The organism is Ramlibacter sp., assembly GCF_050250995.1.
Lineage (GTDB): Bacteria > Pseudomonadota > Gammaproteobacteria > Burkholderiales > Burkholderiaceae_C > Ramlibacter.
The window spans coordinates 1-15,391 of sequence record NZ_JBFWNP010000020.1 but is presented as its reverse complement, the minus strand read 5'-3'; the positions used below and the strand labels follow the sequence as shown (position 1 = coordinate 15,391).

Sequence of the window (15,391 nt, the reverse complement as noted above, 5' to 3'; positions counted from 1 at the left end):
GGAGAATCGGCGCCATGGCCGACCGCGACGCGCTGCTGCGCACTTTCGACGAACTGCTGGAGCCCGGGCGCTTCAGGGACTACGGGCCCAACGGGCTGCAGGTGGAAGGGCGGGGCGAGGTCCGCCGCATCGTCTCGGGGGTCACCGCAAGCCTGGCGCTCATCGAGGCGGCGATCGCCGCGCACGCCGATGCGATCTTCGTCCACCACGGGCTTTTCTGGCGAGGCCAGGACGGGCGCGTCACGGGCTGGATGAAGAAAAGGCTCGCCGCCTTGCTCGCGCACGACGTCAGCCTCTTCGCCTACCACCTGCCGCTCGATGCGCACCCCGAACTGGGCAACAACGCGCAACTGGGCGCGAAACTGGGCCTGCGCGCGGCGTCGCGCTTCGGCGAGCAGGACCTCGGCTTCCTCGGTGGCCGCGCCGATGGCGGCGCATTTGCCGGCGCGGGCGACCTCGCCCGCCACGTGGAGCAGTCGCTCGGCCGCACCGTCACATGCGTGGACGGCGCGCGCGGTCCCGTGTCGCGCATCGCCTGGTGTACGGGCGGGGCGCAGGGCTATTTCGAAGCCGCCATCGCCGCGGGCGCGCAGGCCTTCCTCACGGGCGAGATTTCCGAGCCGCAGGCCCACTACGCGCGCGAAAGCGGGGTGAGCTTCCTCGCCTGCGGCCACCACGCCACGGAACGCTATGGCGCGCCGGCCGTCGCCGCCGAGGCGGCGAGGCGGCACGGCATCGAGCACCGTTTCATCGATATCGACAATCCGGCATGAGCCCGCCCCTGGCGATCACGATGGGCGACCCGGCCGGCATCGGCCCGGAGATCGTCGCGAAGGCGTTCCGCGAGCAGCCCGCGCTGCTGCGCGGCGCATTCGTCGCGGGCGACGTCGCCTGCATGCGGCGCGCGGCGCAGTGGGTGGCGCAAGGGCGCACGGCACTTCCGGTCGCACTTGTCGAACATCCGGCACAGGCTTTCGACGCGCCGCCGAACTGCATTCCCGTGATGCAGGTCGCCGCCGCCGCGCCGCCGCCCGCACCCGGCCGAATCGATGCCGCGGCTGGGCGCATGGCCGCGGAGTGCGTCGTTTGGGCCGCGCGCGCCGCGCTGCGTGGCGAGATCGCGGCACTCGTCACGGCGCCCCTGCACAAGGAGGCGCTTTCCGCGGCCGGATTCGCCTACCCCGGCCACACCGAACTCCTGCAGGCCGAATCGGCGTCGCACCTGGGCAGGGCCGTCGCCGACGTGCCCGTGCGCATGATGCTGGCCAACGACGAACTGCGCACCGTGCTCGTGAGCATCCACATGGCGCTGCGCGCGGCCATCGACGCCGTGACCGTTCCCGCCGTGCTCGAGACCCTGCGCATCGCGCACGCCTCGCTGGCGCCGCCGCTCGGGCGCATGCCGCGCATCGCGGTGGCGGGCCTGAATCCGCACGCGGGCGAGGGCGGCCTCTTCGGCCGCGAGGAGATCGAGACGATCGCCCCGGCCGTCGCGCTGGCGCGTGCCGAGGGCATCGACGCGCACGGCCCCTTCGCGCCCGACACCGTCTTCATGCGCGCCCGTCGCGGCGAGTTCGACGTCGTCGTCGCCATGTACCACGACCAGGGACTGATCCCGGTGAAGTACCTCGGTGTGGAAAAGGGCGTGAACGTGACCCTGGGGCTGCCGCTGGTGCGCACCAGCCCCGACCACGGGACGGCGTTCGACATCGCCGGGACGGGCCGGGCCGACGCGGCGAGCCTCGTCGAGGCGGTGCGGGTCGCGCGCTCGCTCGTCACGCGCGCGCGGGACGCGGCGCCGCGTGGAATTGCCCACAACCGCTCCGCTACAATCGCGGGTTGACCCCAATTCTGCTTTCCCCTTCGAGGATCCCATGAGCAACACCCCCGAGGATGCCAGCAAGCGGACGTGGCTGATCGCGTCCACCTGTGCCGGTGTCGTGGGTGCCGGCTTCACCGCCGTGCCCTTCGTCTCCAGCTTCCAGCCATCGGAGCGGGCCAAAGCGGCCGGCGCGCCGGTCGAGGTCGACATTTCCGCGCTGCGCCCCGGCGAGAAGCTCACGGTTGAGTGGCGCGGCAAGCCGGTGTGGATCATGAAGCGCACGCCCGAGCAGCTCGCCTCGCTCGGCAAGCACGAGTCGCAGCTGGCCGATCCCAAGTCCGTCCGCACGGCTTTCCCGACGCCCGACTACGCGAAGAACCAGGCCCGTTCGATCAAGCCCGACGTCTTCGTGGCCGTCGGCATCTGCTCGCACCTCGGCTGCTCGCCCAGCGACAAGCTGCAGGCCGGCCCCCAGCCCTCGCTGCCGGACGACTGGCAAGGCGGCTTCCTGTGCCCGTGCCACGGTTCCACCTTCGACCTCGCCGGCCGCGTGTTCGCCAACAAGCCGGCGCCGGACAACCTCGAAGTTCCCCCGCACATGTACCTGTCCGACACCCGCCTGCTGATCGGCGAAGACAAGAAGGCGTGAGGCGGAAATGGCCGAATTCAAGGAAATCTCCCCCAACGCCAGCTACAGCGCCAAGCTGACCAACTGGTTCGACAACCGCTTTCCGACGGCGTTCGCGGCCTACCGCGACCACATGTCGGAGTACTACGCGCCGAAGAACTTCAACTTCTGGTACTTCTTCGGTTCGCTGGCGATGCTGGTGCTCGTCATCCAGATCGTCACGGGCATCTTCCTCGTGATGCACTACAAGCCGGACGCGGCGCTCGCGTTCGGCTCGGTCGAGTACATCATGCGCGACGTCCCCTGGGGCTGGCTGATCCGCTACATGCACTCCACCGGCGCCTCGGCGTTCTTCGTGGTGGTGTACCTGCACATGTACCGCGGCCTCATCTACGGCAGCTACCGCAAGCCGCGCGAACTCGTCTGGGTGTTCGGCTGCCTGATCTTCCTGATGCTGATGGCCGAAGCCTTCTTCGGCTACCTCCTCCCGTGGGGACAGATGTCCTACTGGGGCGCGCAGGTGATCGTGAACCTGTTCGCGGCGGTGCCTTTCATCGGCCCCGACCTCGCGCTGCTGATCCGCGGCGACTACGTCGTGAGCGATGCCACGCTCAACCGCTTCTTCAGCTTCCACGTCATCGCCATCCCGCTGGTGCTGCTCGGCCTCGTCGCCGCGCACATCCTGGCGCTGCACGATGTGGGTTCGAACAACCCGGACGGTGTCGAGATCAAGGGCCCCAACGCCCCGAAGGACGCCAACGGCAAGCCGCTCGACGGCATTCCGTTCCATCCGTACTACTCGGTCCACGACATCCTGGGCGTCTCGGTGTTCCTGATGGTGTTCACCGCGATCATCTTCTTCGCGCCGGAATTCGGGGGCTACTTCCTCGAGTACAACAACTTCATCCCGGCCGACTCGCTGAAGACGCCCGCGCACATCGCCCCGGTGTGGTACTTCACGCCCTACTACTCGATGCTGCGCGCCACCACCGACGTGATGGTCAACGTGTTCTGCGTGCTCGTGGGACTCGCCGCCCTGGTGGCCCTGGTCAAGGGCAAGCTGCCCGGCTTCCTGAAGATCGCCATCGTGGTGGCTGCCGTCGTCGCGATCGGCCTGCTGAAGGTGTTCGACGCCAAGTTCTGGGGTGTCGTCGTCATGGGAGCCGCGGTCATCATCCTGTTCTTCCTGCCGTGGCTCGACCGCAGCCCCGCCAAGTCGATCCGGTACCGTCCGGGCTGGCACAAGGCGGTGTACGGCGTCTTCGTCGTGTTCTTCGTCATCCTCGGCTACCTGGGCATCCAGCCGCCGTCGGACCTCGGGACGATCGTCGCGCAGGTCGGCACGGTCTTCTATTTCGGTTTCTTCCTGCTGATGCCGTGGTGGAGCCGCATGGGCGAATTCAAGCCCGTGCCCGATCGCATCACCTTCGCGGCGCATTGAGCGGAGGACGGCACCCATGAAAAAACTTCTCCTGATCCTCGTGGCCGCATTCGGCATCGCCGGCGCGCATGCGGCCGGCGGCGACAGCATCGCCTGGGACAAGGCGCCCAACAAGACCAACGACCTGCCCGCGCTGCAGAACGGCGCGAAGCTGTTCGCCAACTACTGCCTGAACTGCCACTCGGCCGCGTTCATGCGCTACAACCGCCTGACCGACATCGGCCTGTCGGAGCAGCAGATCAAGGACAACCTGCTGTTCGGCGACGCGAAGGTCGGCGACACTATGAAGGCCGCGATCGACCCGAAGGATGCGAAGGAATGGTTCGGCGCCAACCCGCCCGACCTCACCCTGATCGCCCGTTCGCGTTCCGGCCACGGCGGCACCGGCGCCGACTACCTCTACACCTACCTGCGCACGTACTACCGCGACGACGAGAAGCCCACGGGCTGGAACAACCTCGCGTTCCCGAACGTCGGCATGCCGCATGCGCTGTGGGAACTGCAGGGCGAGCGCGAGCCGGTATTCGGCACCGTCAAGTCGCACGGGCTCGACGTCAAGGTCTTCCAGGGCTGGAAGCAGGTCAGCGCCGGCGCCATGACCCCGCAGCAGTACGACGCCGCGGTCGGCGACCTCGTCGGCTTTCTGCAATGGATGGGCGAGCCGACGCAGAACACGCGCGTGCGCGTGGGCGTCTGGGTTCTATTGTTTCTCGGCATCTTCACAGTGATTGCGTGGCGCCTGAACGCCGCCTTCTGGAAGAACGTCAAGTAACCCGCATCTGCCTTCATTCAGGGACACGGTGGCGCGACGCTCCCGTGTCCTTCCCCTTTTAGAAACGGAGCTCCGCCATGATGGTGCTGTACTCGGGAACCACCTGCCCCTTCTCCCACCGCTGCCGTTTTGTCCTGTTCGAAAAGGGCATGGACTTCGAGATCCGCGACGTCGACCTGTACAACAAGCCCGAGGACATCAACGTGATGAACCCCTACGGGCAGGTGCCGATCCTGGTCGAGCGCGACCTGATCCTGTACGAGTCGAACATCATCAACGAGTACATCGACGAGCGCTTCCCCCATCCGCAGCTGATGCCCGGCGACCCGGTCGACCGCGCGCGCGTGCGCCTGTTCCTGCTCAATTTCGAGAAGGAACTGTTCGTTCACGTGAGCACGCTCGAGTCGCGCGCCGCGAAGTCCAACGAGAAGCTGCTCGAAAAGGCGCGCAACCACATCCGCGACCGCCTCACGCAGCTCGCCCCGGTGTTCCTCAAGAACAAGTACATGCTGGGCGACAATTTCTCGATGCTCGACGTCGCCATCGCGCCCCTGCTGTGGCGTCTGGACTACTACGGCATCGAGCTGTCGAAAAACGCGGCGCCGCTGCTGAAGTACGCCGAGCGCATCTTCTCGCGCCCCGCGTACATCGAGGCGCTCACGCCGTCCGAGAAGGTGATGCGCAAATGACTGTGACCCCTACGCTCCTCGACTGAGCTGCTTCCATGAACGCGCTGGAGTCCACGTCCACCCGCCCCTACCTGATCCGGGCGCTGTACGACTGGTGTACCGACAACGGCTTCACGCCGTACGTGGCGGTGCTGGTCGACGACAGCGTGCAGGTGCCGCGCGAGTACGTGAAGAACGGCGAGATCGTGCTGAACATCAGCTTCGACGCGACCAGTTCGCTCAAGCTGGGCAACGAGTTCATCGAGTTCAAGGCGCGCTTCGCGGGGACCGCCCGCGAGATCATGGTGCCGGTCAACCGCGTCATCGCGATCTATGCGCGCGAGAACGGCCAGGGCATGGCGTTCCCCGTGCCCGTCCCCGGCGGCCCCGACGAAGCCGCGCCCCGGCCGTCGCCGCTTTCCAGCGTGCCGGCGGCGGGCGGGGTCGAGCCCGAAGGCAAGGTCGTCCAGCTCGTGCCCGAAGGCGGCGGCACGCCCCCCGAGACCGAGCCGCCGAAGCCGCCGGGCGGCGGTCCGCGGCCGGCGCTCAAGCGCATCAAGTGATCTAATCGCGTTCCGGAATCGCCGGTTTAGCTCAGCCCGGTAGAGCACCCGCCTTGTAAGCGGTAGGTCATCTGTTCGAATCAGATAACCGGCACCACCCCATCTCGATTTCCATGTTCGACCCTCGTCACCGGACGAGCGGGTGGTAAAGACTACTTTCCACCTCTTTCAACCTTCAGCCTAATTGAGTTAACCTCGCATGCCCGCTGAGCGAGCAAGCGCTGCATGGCTGGAAGCACCTGCCGCAGCTTCGCGGCGGCGGCGTTGTTTTCCACGAGCAGGCACCAGGTCGCACCGTCGATCGGGCCGGGTCGTACGGCGGAACGCAGCGCCACGGGGATCACGGCCTTCACCGCTTCGAGCCGATCCGCGGATTCGCGTGCCAGTTGCACGAGCCGCGCGAGCGTCGGGGCGGCCTCCGCGGCATCGCGCAGGCTGACCGGTTGGTTGCGTCGGTGGGGAGTCAAGGGCGAAAGAACGAGGGACACCAAGGGTGCATTTCATTATCACGGATGCCTGGCTCGCCAGGAGCCGCGCGATCCACCTCAGCGGAACGCGGCTGGTCCTGGCCTTCTTCGGGCTTTCTCTGGCGCTGATGCTGCTGGCGGCGAGCCTCTATCACTGGGTCTTCCTCAAGGGCGCTCGCGAAGGCTGGCCGGTCGTCGGCACCCTCGTGAGGCTGGTGGTGAAAGACGAATTCGAGCAACGCGACCGCTTCATGCGCGAGAACCTCGACGCCATGGCGCGCCGGGTCGGCGAGATGCAGGCCAAGCTGGTGCAGCTCGAAGCGCTCGGCGAGCGCGTCTCGGGCCTCGCCGGCGTCAACCCGAACGACATCAAGGTCAACGCCGGCCGCGGGGGCATGCTCGTCGAGGGCCGCTCGCTGACCATGGAAGAGCTGCAGGCCACGCTCGCGGACCTCGAGCGCCTGTCCGGCACCAAGTCCGACCTGCTCACGGTGATGGAGTCGCGCCTCTTCGATCAGCGGATCAAGAAGATGATGATCCCCACGCAGCAGCCGGTGAAGGCAGGGCATCTCGGCTCCTCGTTCGGCTGGCGCATCGACCCGTTCAATGGCCGCTCGGCGCTGCACACCGGGCTCGATTTCCAGGCGGACCCCGGCACCCCGATCCAGGCAGCCGCCGGCGGCGTGGTCGTGACTTCCGAATACCATTTCGCGTACGGGAACATGGTCGAGATCGACCACGGCAACGACCTCGTGACGCGCTATGCGCATGCTTCGCGCCTGCTCGTGAACAAAGGCGACATCGTCCGGCGCGGCCAGCATATCGGCGACGTGGGCTCGACCGGGCGCTCCACCGGTCCCCATCTGCACTTCGAGGTGTTGGTCCAGGGTGTGCCGCAGGACCCCCAGAGGTTCCTGGCAGCCGCGCAGCCAGGCCCCCCAGCCCAGCTGGTGCGCAGGTAAAATCCCTCGTTTTGCAGGTGAACCGGCCGTTGCAAACGGCCGCCCGCGCCCGCATCTCGATGGCGAACAATTAAAGGACAGCGCCGACCCGCGGCCCTCGCGGCGAGTCGGCACGCTTGCATGGCGAACAACATCCTCACCAAGATCTTCGGCTCCCGCAACGACCGCCTGCTCAAGCAGTACCGGCGTACCGTGCAGGACATCAACAAGCTGGAGCCGTCCCTCGAGAAGCTGAGCGATGCCGAGCTGAAGGCCAAGACGGACGAATTCCGCCAGCGCGTCGCCGGCGGCGAGACGCTCGACGCGCTGCTGCCCGAGGCCTTCGCCGTGGTGCGCGAGGCCTCCAAGCGCGTCATGAAGATGCGCCACTTCGACGTGCAGCTCATGGGCGGCATCGCGCTGCACCAGGGCAAGATCGCCGAGATGCGCACGGGCGAGGGCAAGACGCTCACCGCCACGCTGCCGGTCTACCTGAATGCGCTGACCGGCAATGGCGTCCACCTCGTCACGGTGAACGACTATCTCGCCAATCGCGATGCGCAGTGGATGGGCCGCATCTACAACTTCCTCGGCCTCACGGTCGGCGTGAACCTGCCGCAGATGCCGCGCGAGGAGAAGCAGGCGGCGTACCGCGCCGACGTGACGTACGGCACGAACAACGAATACGGCTTCGACTACCTGCGCGACAACATGGTCTACGAGCCGGCGGACCGCGTGCAGCGCAAGCTCAATTACGCGATCGTCGACGAGGTCGACTCGATCCTGATCGACGAGGCGCGCACGCCGCTCATCATCAGCGGCCAGGCCGACGACCACACCGACCTGTACGTCGCGCTCAACCGCGTCGTGCCGCTGCTCACGAAGCAGGAGGGCGAGGCCGATCCGCGCACGGGCGAGGGCGTGACGAAGCCCGGCGACTTCACGATCGACGAGAAGACGCACCAGGCCTTCCTCACCGAGCAGGGCCACGAAAACGCGGAGCGGATCCTCTTCAACCTCGGCCTGATCCCCGAGGGCGCCTCGCTCTACGACCCCGCCAACATCTCGCTGCTGCACCACCTCAACTCGGCACTGCGCGCGAATCACCTCTACCACCGCGACCAGCACTACGTGGTGCAGGACGGCGAGATCGTCATCGTCGACGAGTTCACCGGTCGCCTGATGACGGGCCGCCGCTGGAGCGACGGCCTGCACCAGGCCGTGGAGGCCAAGGAAGGCGTTGCGATCCAGCCCGAGAACCAGACGCTCGCGTCGATCACGTTCCAGAACTATTTCCGCCTGTACGGCAAGCTCTCGGGCATGACGGGCACGGCCGACACCGAGGCGTACGAATTCCAGGAAATCTACGGACTCGAGACCGTCGTGGTCCCGCCGAACCGGCAGAGCCACCGCGATGATCAGCTCGACCGCGTCTACAAGACCACACGCGAGAAGTACGAGGCCGCGATCAAGGACATCCACGAGTGCTACGACCGCGGCCAGCCGGTCCTCGTGGGCACGACCTCCATCGAAAACTCCGAACTCATCTCGCAGCTCCTGCAGAAGGAGAACCTGCCGCACCAGGTCCTCAACGCGAAGCAGCACGCGAGCGAAGCCGACATCGTGGCGCAGGCCGGCCGCGCGAAGATGATCACCATCGCCACCAACATGGCCGGCCGCGGCACCGACATCGTGCTCGGCGGCAACGTCGAGAAGGCGATCGCGGCGGTCGAGGCGGATGAGTCGCTCGACGAGGCGGAGAAGCAGCGTCGCATCGCCGACCTTCGTGCGCAGTGGCAGAAGGACCACGAGGCGATCGTGGCGCTGGGCGGACTGCGCATCATCGCGACCGAGCGTCACGAGTCGCGCCGCATCGACAACCAGCTGCGCGGCCGCTCCGGCCGCCAGGGCGACCCGGGCTCGTCGCGCTTTTACCTGTCGCTCGACGATCCGCTGATGCGCATCTTCGCGGGCGACCGGGTACGCGCGATCATGGACCGCCTGAAGATGCCCGACGGCGAAGCCATCGAGGCTGGGATCGTGACGCGCAGCATCGAAAGCGCGCAGCGCAAGGTCGAGGGCCGCAACTTCGACGTCCGCAAGCAGCTGCTCGAATACGACGACGTTTCCAACGACCAGCGCAAGGTCATCTACCAGCAGCGCAACGACATCCTCGACGCGAAGGATCTCGCCTCCGCCATCGCCGGCCTGCGCGAAGGCTGCTTCACCGACCTCGCACACCAGTACGTGCCACCGGAGTCGGTCGAGGAGCAGTGGGACCTCCCCGCGCTCGAGAAGGCGCTGGCCGACGACTGGGGCATCGTGCTCGACCTGCGCCAGCTGGCCGAGGCGTCCGACTCGCTCACCGACGAGGATATCGTCGAGAAGGTCGTCGCCGCCGGCAATGCCGCTTTCGATGCCAAGGTGCAGCAGATCGGACCCGAGAACTTCACGCAGTTCGAACGCATCGTGCTGCTGCAAAGCATCGACACGCATTGGCGCGAGCACCTCGCCGCGCTCGACTACCTGCGCCAGGGCATCCACTTGCGCGGCTACGCGCAGAAGCAGCCCAAGCAGGAGTACAAGCGCGAAGCTTTCGAGCTCTTCGGCCAGATGCTGGATGCGGTCAAGAACGAAGTGACGAAGGTCCTGATGACCGTGAAGGTGCAGTCCGGCGAACAACTCGAGCAGGCGGCCGAGGAGATCGAGGACCGCGCCGAGCGCATCGCCAACGTCACCTACACCGCGCCGACGGAGACCGGGGAGAGCGAGAGCACGCTCGACGCGACGACGGCGCGGCAGGCGTCGCAGGCCGCCGGCGACATGCCGCGGGTCGGACGCAACGACCCCTGTCCTTGCGGCAGCGGCAAGAAGTACAAGCTCTGCCACGGCAAGCTGAGCTGACCGGCGGCCGCGCGCCCACGGATCGCCACGCTCGCCGCGATCTTTCGAAACCCTGTCAGATCTGACAGGGGTTCAACCCTGGACCTGCCGCTTTTCCTGCCGTGCGAGCCAGCGCGCGTAACTGTTGTTCGGATCGGGCCCCTGGCTCGACGCCACCGGAAAAAGCGCCCCGAACAATTCGCCGCTGCCGCCGATCGGCGTGGCGGGTTCGAGCCGCACCTCCCCGCCGCCGAGGGCCTGGCGCAATTCGAAGTTCGCGAGCTTGCGCCCCGCCCGGATGTCGTCGATGCCGGCGCGCGGCACGCCCTCGAGCTCGGCGAGTTCCGCGAGCGCACGCAGGCCGTCGCGCGTTTCGAGTTGCAGCCAGCCGACGTTGCCCTGGCTGTCCATGCCGAGGACGCCGAAGGGATCGCCGATCGCGACGTGCTCGACCCAGTGCCGCTTCACGAAATCGGACAGGTCGCGCGCGATGTCGGGATTGCGCAGCAGCGTGTTGTGCTCGGCGCCGAGCGTGACGCGCCAGGTCTGAGCGTGGCGCGCGTGCGGCGTCGCGAGCAGGAGCTCCACGGCCTCGATCAGCCGCCGGGAGATGTCGGGCGACTGCTTTGCGATGAACTGGTCGATGAGGCCGCGGTTGAAGGCGCGCACGGCCACCTGCTCGTCGGCCTGCCCGGTGAGCAGCACGCGCGAGCCCGGCCAGTCGGTGAGTTCGGCGAGCGCCTGCAGGCCGTCCATGCCCGGCATCGAATAGTCGAAGACGCAGACGCGGGTCAGCGCATAGCGCTCGGTGTACTTCGCCCAGTAGCCGAGCACCTGGGGAATGAGCGGCTTGCCCTCGCGCCAGCGCTCGATGATCTGCTGCTGGTTCCAGGCATCCGCCTCCCAGAAGGGCGGCTCCTGCTGCAGGTAGGCGATGCATTCGGAAGGGCGCATGAAGAGGCGCAGGTGCCACTGGCGCGGCAACACCAGCGCGAGCATCTCCAGGTAGTCCGGGTCGTCGTCGAGGAAGACGATCGTCCCGGGACGATGAAACAGGGGGAAACTCATTCGGCTCCTCGGGTGCGCAGAGGCAATTCGATGGTGAAGGTGGCGCCTTGCGCGGGCTCCGACCGCACGCGGATGCTTCCGCCCGCGGACTGCACGACACGTCGGCAGAACGCGAGGCCCAGGCCGTGTCCGGTGCCGTGGTCGGTGGAGAAGAAGGGCTCGAAGATACGCGGCTGCAGGGCGGGGTCGATGCCGACGCCGCGGTCGGCCACGACGAGCGTGCCCTGCGCGCCGTTCACGCCCACCTCGACCAGCACGTCGCCCGGCTGGCTCGCGCTGCCGCCGGCGGCCAGCGAGCGCAGCGCGTTCTTCAGCAGGTTGTCGATCACCTGCAGGAAGAGGCCCTGCGAGCCGCGGAAGCTGAAGTCGCCGTTGATGCGCAGGTGGACGGCCGCGCGCTCCCGCGTGCTGCGAAACGGATACTGGCTGATCGACTGCTGCACGAGCGCGGCCGCGGAGATGGTGTCGGTGCTGCGCGGCAGGCGCAGCAGGCGCGCGTTCGCGATCTGCATGTCGATCTGCCGGTTCATGTTTCGCACGAGGGTATGCAGCCGGGCCGCGAGCTGCTGCAGGCGACCTGCCGCCTCGGCCGGGCAATCGTTCGCCGTGCCGCGCATCGCGTCGCCCACGAGCGCCATGGTGGCGAGCGGCGTGCGCAGTTCGTGCGCCATGATGCCGACGGTGGTGAGGATCTGCGCGAGGTTCTCGCGGCGCAGGTTGGCCGACGAGAGCCCCAGCAGCATGCCCATGCACACCGAGAACGCGATCATCATCATGTCGGTGAGCATGAGTTCGCGCGGCATCGGGGGAACGTCGGGCCCCACCAGCTCGAACGCGATGCGCGCGGCGAGAGCGCCGAGCGCGAGGCCCACGGTGGCGATGCGCCAGTCGGTCGCGAAGTAGTAGATGAGCACCATCGCGCACACGCTCGCGAGCCAGACGCCGTTGCCGCCGTTGCAGTAGAACATCCACGAGAAGAGAAACGGCAGCTCGAACCAGAACACCGCGCTGAACACGCGGCCCGCGAGCCGGCTCGAAGGATCGCGGCTCACGATGTCGCTCACGAGCAGCAGGCCCAGCGAGGCGGTGAACAGACGCAGCCCGAGGTTCTCATAGGGCTGGGGCAGCCACACGCCCCACACGAACCAGAAGAGCGGATGGCCGACGAGCGTGAAGAAACCGAGTCCCTTCATGCGCAGCGGCGAGGGATGCAGCACGGGCACGAGCGGCGCCGTGACCACTTCCTCCTTGAGCCATTGCGTCACGCGATGCCATGCGGAAGGAACTTCGGGCGAGTGGGCCGGGATGGCAAGACGATGTTCGCGGGCGCTTTGGGGCACGAGAGCGTGAAACGTTTCGATGCGGAAGGACCGTGCTATTGTCCCGGTTCTTTCGAGACCCGTCGATGCAGTTACCTGTTAACTTTGACAGTGTGGGCTTGGACGGCATCCTCAGCGACTGGTTGTCCGCGCTGCGCGAATTTTCCGTCGAAGCCGTAGCGGTGCTGGGCCCCGATCCATTCGGTACGGCCGAAGACCGGCTGGTGGTGGCGGTGCATCCGCCCGTGATGGCCGATGCCGCCCTCGCGCTCGCGCAAAGCCGCGACTTCGGCGCGCCGTGGCGCGACTCCGATGCGCCGCTGGTGGCCTGGCAATACATTGCCAAATCCGATCATCTCGGCGCGAGTCGCTGGCGGATGCTGTGGATGGCCCACGGCTTCCAGACGGTCGTGCGCGTGGAGTTCTCGCTGCCCGCCGGCCGCGCGTTCGAGTGCTTCATGTTCAGTCCGCGCGAACTCACGGATCGTGCGGAGGCCGCATCGCTCGTGTGGTCGGCGCTGAATATCTGGCCGCTCGTGAAGCGATCCATCTCGCACGCCCGCTCGACGCTCAGCCCGCGCGAACGCGAATGCCTGGTGCTCGCGTTCGAAGGCCTCACCGCGAAGGAGAGCGCGCTGCGGCTGCGCTGCACCGAGCGCACGGTCAACTACCACCTCGCCAATGCGATGAGCAAGCTGCGCGTGGACAACAAGATGGCGGCGATACAGCGCGCCTGCTGGATCGGAGCCATCTAGGCCGCCAGCTCGCCCTCACGGTAATGCGGTAAAAAGCGGTCCATGCCCTTCCTCGCCATCGACATCGGCAACACCCGCCTGAAGTGGTCCCTGTTCGAGAGCGCCCGATCCGGCGCGCGCTCGCTCGCGCAAGGGGCCGAGTTCCTGGAAAACGTCGACAAGCTCTCCGAAGGCCCATGGCAGTCGCTGCCCGCGCCGTCGCACATGCTCGGCTGCTGCGTGGCGGGCGACGCCATGAAGCGCCGCGCCGAGGAGCAGATGGACGAGCTGTGGAACTTCTCGCACCACTGGGTCGTGTCGACCGCCGCGGAAGCGGGCCTCACGAACGGCTACGACCATCCGACGCGGCTCGGCGCGGATCGCTGGGTCGCCATGATCGGTGCGCGGCACCGGGTCCTCGCGCGCGGCGAGCCGCGGCCCTTCGTGCTCGCGATGATCGGCACCGCGGTCACGGTCGAAGCCGTCGACGCGTCGGGCCATTTCATGGGCGGCTTCATCCTTCCCGGCCACGGCATCATGCTCAAGGCGCTCGAGTCGGGCACGGCGGGCCTGCACGTGCCCACCGGCGAGGTGCGCGAGTTCCCCACCAACACGAGCGACGCGCTCACCAGTGGCGGCACTTTCGCCATCGCGGGGGCGATCCAGCGCATGGTGCAGCATGTCCGCCAGGCGAGCGGCGTCGAGCCCGTGTGCTTCATGACCGGCGGCGCGGGCTGGAAGATGGCGCCGCACCTGTTCGGCGGCGAATTCGAACTCGTCGAGCAGCTGATCTTCGACGGCTTGCTCGAGATCGCGCAGCGGCGCGCGGCTGCGTGATTCCCTGACCTTTGGGCCGAGACTTCCGTCTCGTTGATCCCGCGATAGCGCTGCCCTAGATTCCGCCCAGTTCAGCTGGGAGGAAAGATGCGAGCCACCATCGCCGCCGCCGTGCTCGCGGCGTTTTCGAGTTTCAATGCCGGAGCTGTCGAGCCCTTGCAGTGGAAGGTCTCGATACTCGGGCAGTCGTGGTCGCCCGTGGGCACGGGGCTCTCGTTCGCCGGCGCGTGCGAAGCCTTTTTCCAGGGCTTCGCATTCGTTCAATACCCGGGAGAAACCTATCGCAGGATCACGCGCATGGACTCCGGTCCGCCGTGGGTCTGCGACATCGAGATCGGCGGCGCGAGCGGATATTTCTACCGGCAGCGCGGCAACGGCTATCCGCTGATCTTCTACCAGGGCAATCTCGATGCGGTGAGCTGCAACGGCATCTCGGGCTGGGCGTGGAATTCGTACCAGCCGACGACGCCCATGATCGTGACCCTGCTGGCGGATGGCGAATTCCTGACGAATGTCGAGGCGGGCCTGTTCCGCCAGGATCTGCTGAATGCCGGCAAGGGCAATGGCTTCCATGCGTTCAACCTGCCGCTGCCGCCGCAGCTCGCGGACGGGCGTGCGCACCGCGTGCAGGCGAAGATCGGCGAGCAATGGCTCGACTATGGTCAAAGCGGCTTCAGCGTGACGTGCGCGCCGAAGGCGGTGATCGAGCTGAGCGGAGAGAGCCGGACCCGTGCGCTGCCCGCCGGACCGGCGCTGCTGCAGACGGCCACGGTGACCCAGGGCGGTGCGGCCCTCGCGGGCGAGACGGTCAGCATCCAGATGACGCAGGGCGGCGTGGCCAGTGGCCTTACCGACGCCGCCGGACGATTCAGCTTCGTCTACGTTCCGCCTGCGCAGTTCGCGGGCAGCGACACGCTCACCGGGACGTGCAGCACGTGCAGCCTTCCGGCGACGAAGGTGATCGAGGTCGAGCAATGCGTCGTTTGCGATGAGGCGACGCCGTGAGGGCCCGCGTCGATCGATCGGTCCTTCGGTGGTTGTCCGGGACAGTTCTGGCAGTGGCAGTCGTCGCGGCACACGCCGCCATCCAGCCGGCATCCGGCGAAGCGGTCGAGACCGAAGTGGACTGGGTGGACGAGGGCGCGCATTCGCTGACCTTCACGCGCCGCTATCGCAGCGGTGCTTCGCTCGTCACGGGCCTGGGCACGTGGTCGCATCCGTGGTCGGCGACCTTCTCGCGGTCGGGTG

General features: G+C 67.2%; 16 protein-coding genes and 1 tRNA gene. 14 read left to right on the top strand and 3 right to left on the bottom strand.

Features of this window, described 5'->3' with window-relative positions; translation table 11 throughout:
• Positions 1-14: 14 nt before the first annotated feature.
• From AB7E83_RS14390 to AB7E83_RS14355, 8 genes are all read left to right on the top strand, one after another.
• The gene (locus AB7E83_RS14390) at positions 15-773 is read left to right on the top strand and encodes a Nif3-like dinuclear metal center hexameric protein (RefSeq protein WP_428570565.1); all 759 of its coding nucleotides are present in this window, start codon (positions 15-17) and stop codon (positions 771-773) included.
• Positions 770-1,843, top strand: coding sequence for a 4-hydroxythreonine-4-phosphate dehydrogenase PdxA (gene pdxA, locus AB7E83_RS14385; protein WP_428570563.1), 1,074 nt, complete (start codon positions 770-772; stop codon positions 1,841-1,843). Before AB7E83_RS14390 ends, pdxA begins: the two co-directional genes overlap by 4 nt.
• A gap of 31 nt (positions 1,844-1,874) precedes the next feature.
• Positions 1,875-2,471 (top strand): ubiquinol-cytochrome c reductase iron-sulfur subunit, encoded by a 597-nt coding sequence (gene petA, locus AB7E83_RS14380; RefSeq protein WP_428570561.1) that lies wholly within the window; start codon positions 1,875-1,877, stop codon positions 2,469-2,471.
• A gap of 7 nt (positions 2,472-2,478) precedes the next feature.
• Positions 2,479-3,891 carry a cytochrome b gene (locus AB7E83_RS14375; protein WP_428570559.1) on the top strand — a complete coding sequence of 471 codons (1,413 nt, stop codon included), beginning with the start codon at positions 2,479-2,481 and terminating at the stop codon, positions 3,889-3,891.
• A 16-nt stretch (positions 3,892-3,907) separates the two neighbouring features.
• The gene (locus tag AB7E83_RS14370; RefSeq protein WP_428570557.1) at positions 3,908-4,663 is read left to right on the top strand and encodes a cytochrome c1; all 756 of its coding nucleotides are present in this window, start codon (positions 3,908-3,910) and stop codon (positions 4,661-4,663) included.
• Positions 4,664-4,740: 77 nt separating this feature from the next.
• On the top strand, positions 4,741-5,352 hold the full coding sequence (locus tag AB7E83_RS14365; RefSeq protein WP_428570555.1) for a glutathione S-transferase N-terminal domain-containing protein: 612 nt from the start codon (positions 4,741-4,743) through the stop codon (positions 5,350-5,352).
• Between the two features lie 35 nt (positions 5,353-5,387).
• Positions 5,388-5,894, top strand: a complete 507-nt coding sequence (locus AB7E83_RS14360) for a ClpXP protease specificity-enhancing factor (protein WP_428570553.1) — start codon at positions 5,388-5,390, stop codon at positions 5,892-5,894.
• Positions 5,895-5,914: 20 nt separating this feature from the next.
• Positions 5,915-5,991 (top strand) — tRNA-Thr (locus AB7E83_RS14355).
• 55 nt (positions 5,992-6,046) lie between these two features.
• On the opposite strand, the gene AB7E83_RS14350 is transcribed toward AB7E83_RS14355, so the two are convergent.
• On the bottom strand, positions 6,047-6,361 hold the full coding sequence (locus tag AB7E83_RS14350; protein WP_428570551.1) for a hypothetical protein: 315 nt from the start codon (positions 6,359-6,361) through the stop codon (positions 6,047-6,049).
• Between the two features lie 26 nt (positions 6,362-6,387).
• On the opposite strand from AB7E83_RS14350, the gene AB7E83_RS14345 reads away from it, so the two are divergent.
• The gene (locus AB7E83_RS14345; protein WP_428570549.1) at positions 6,388-7,323 is read left to right on the top strand and encodes a M23 family metallopeptidase; all 936 of its coding nucleotides are present in this window, start codon (positions 6,388-6,390) and stop codon (positions 7,321-7,323) included.
• Positions 7,324-7,443: 120 nt separating this feature from the next.
• Entirely contained in the window at positions 7,444-10,206 is a 2,763-nt protein-coding gene (gene secA / locus AB7E83_RS14340) for a preprotein translocase subunit SecA (protein ID WP_428570547.1), read from the top strand.
• A 72-nt stretch (positions 10,207-10,278) separates the two neighbouring features.
• On the opposite strand, the gene AB7E83_RS14335 is transcribed toward secA, so the two are convergent.
• On the bottom strand, positions 10,279-11,253 hold the full coding sequence (locus tag AB7E83_RS14335; protein ID WP_428570545.1) for a response regulator: 975 nt from the start codon (positions 11,251-11,253) through the stop codon (positions 10,279-10,281).
• Positions 11,250-12,518 carry a sensor histidine kinase gene (locus AB7E83_RS14330; RefSeq protein WP_428570543.1) on the bottom strand — a complete coding sequence of 423 codons (1,269 nt, stop codon included), beginning with the start codon at positions 12,516-12,518 and terminating at the stop codon, positions 11,250-11,252. The genes AB7E83_RS14335 and AB7E83_RS14330 overlap by 4 nt, the downstream gene beginning before the upstream one ends.
• 107 nt (positions 12,519-12,625) lie before the next feature.
• On the opposite strand from AB7E83_RS14330, the gene AB7E83_RS14325 reads away from it, so the two are divergent.
• From AB7E83_RS14325 to AB7E83_RS14310, 4 genes are all read left to right on the top strand, one after another.
• A complete protein-coding gene (locus AB7E83_RS14325) occupies positions 12,626-13,327 on the top strand; it encodes a helix-turn-helix transcriptional regulator (RefSeq protein WP_428570701.1) in 702 nt (233 codons plus the stop codon).
• Between the two features lie 42 nt (positions 13,328-13,369).
• Positions 13,370-14,143, top strand: coding sequence for a type III pantothenate kinase (locus tag AB7E83_RS14320; protein WP_428570541.1), 774 nt, complete (start codon positions 13,370-13,372; stop codon positions 14,141-14,143).
• Positions 14,144-14,230: 87 nt separating this feature from the next.
• The gene (locus AB7E83_RS14315; RefSeq protein WP_428570539.1) at positions 14,231-15,148 is read left to right on the top strand and encodes a carboxypeptidase-like regulatory domain-containing protein; all 918 of its coding nucleotides are present in this window, start codon (positions 14,231-14,233) and stop codon (positions 15,146-15,148) included.
• Between the two features lie 53 nt (positions 15,149-15,201).
• Positions 15,202-15,391 (top strand): DUF6531 domain-containing protein (locus AB7E83_RS14310; RefSeq protein WP_428570537.1); only part of this gene is annotated, 190 nt, incomplete at its 3' end.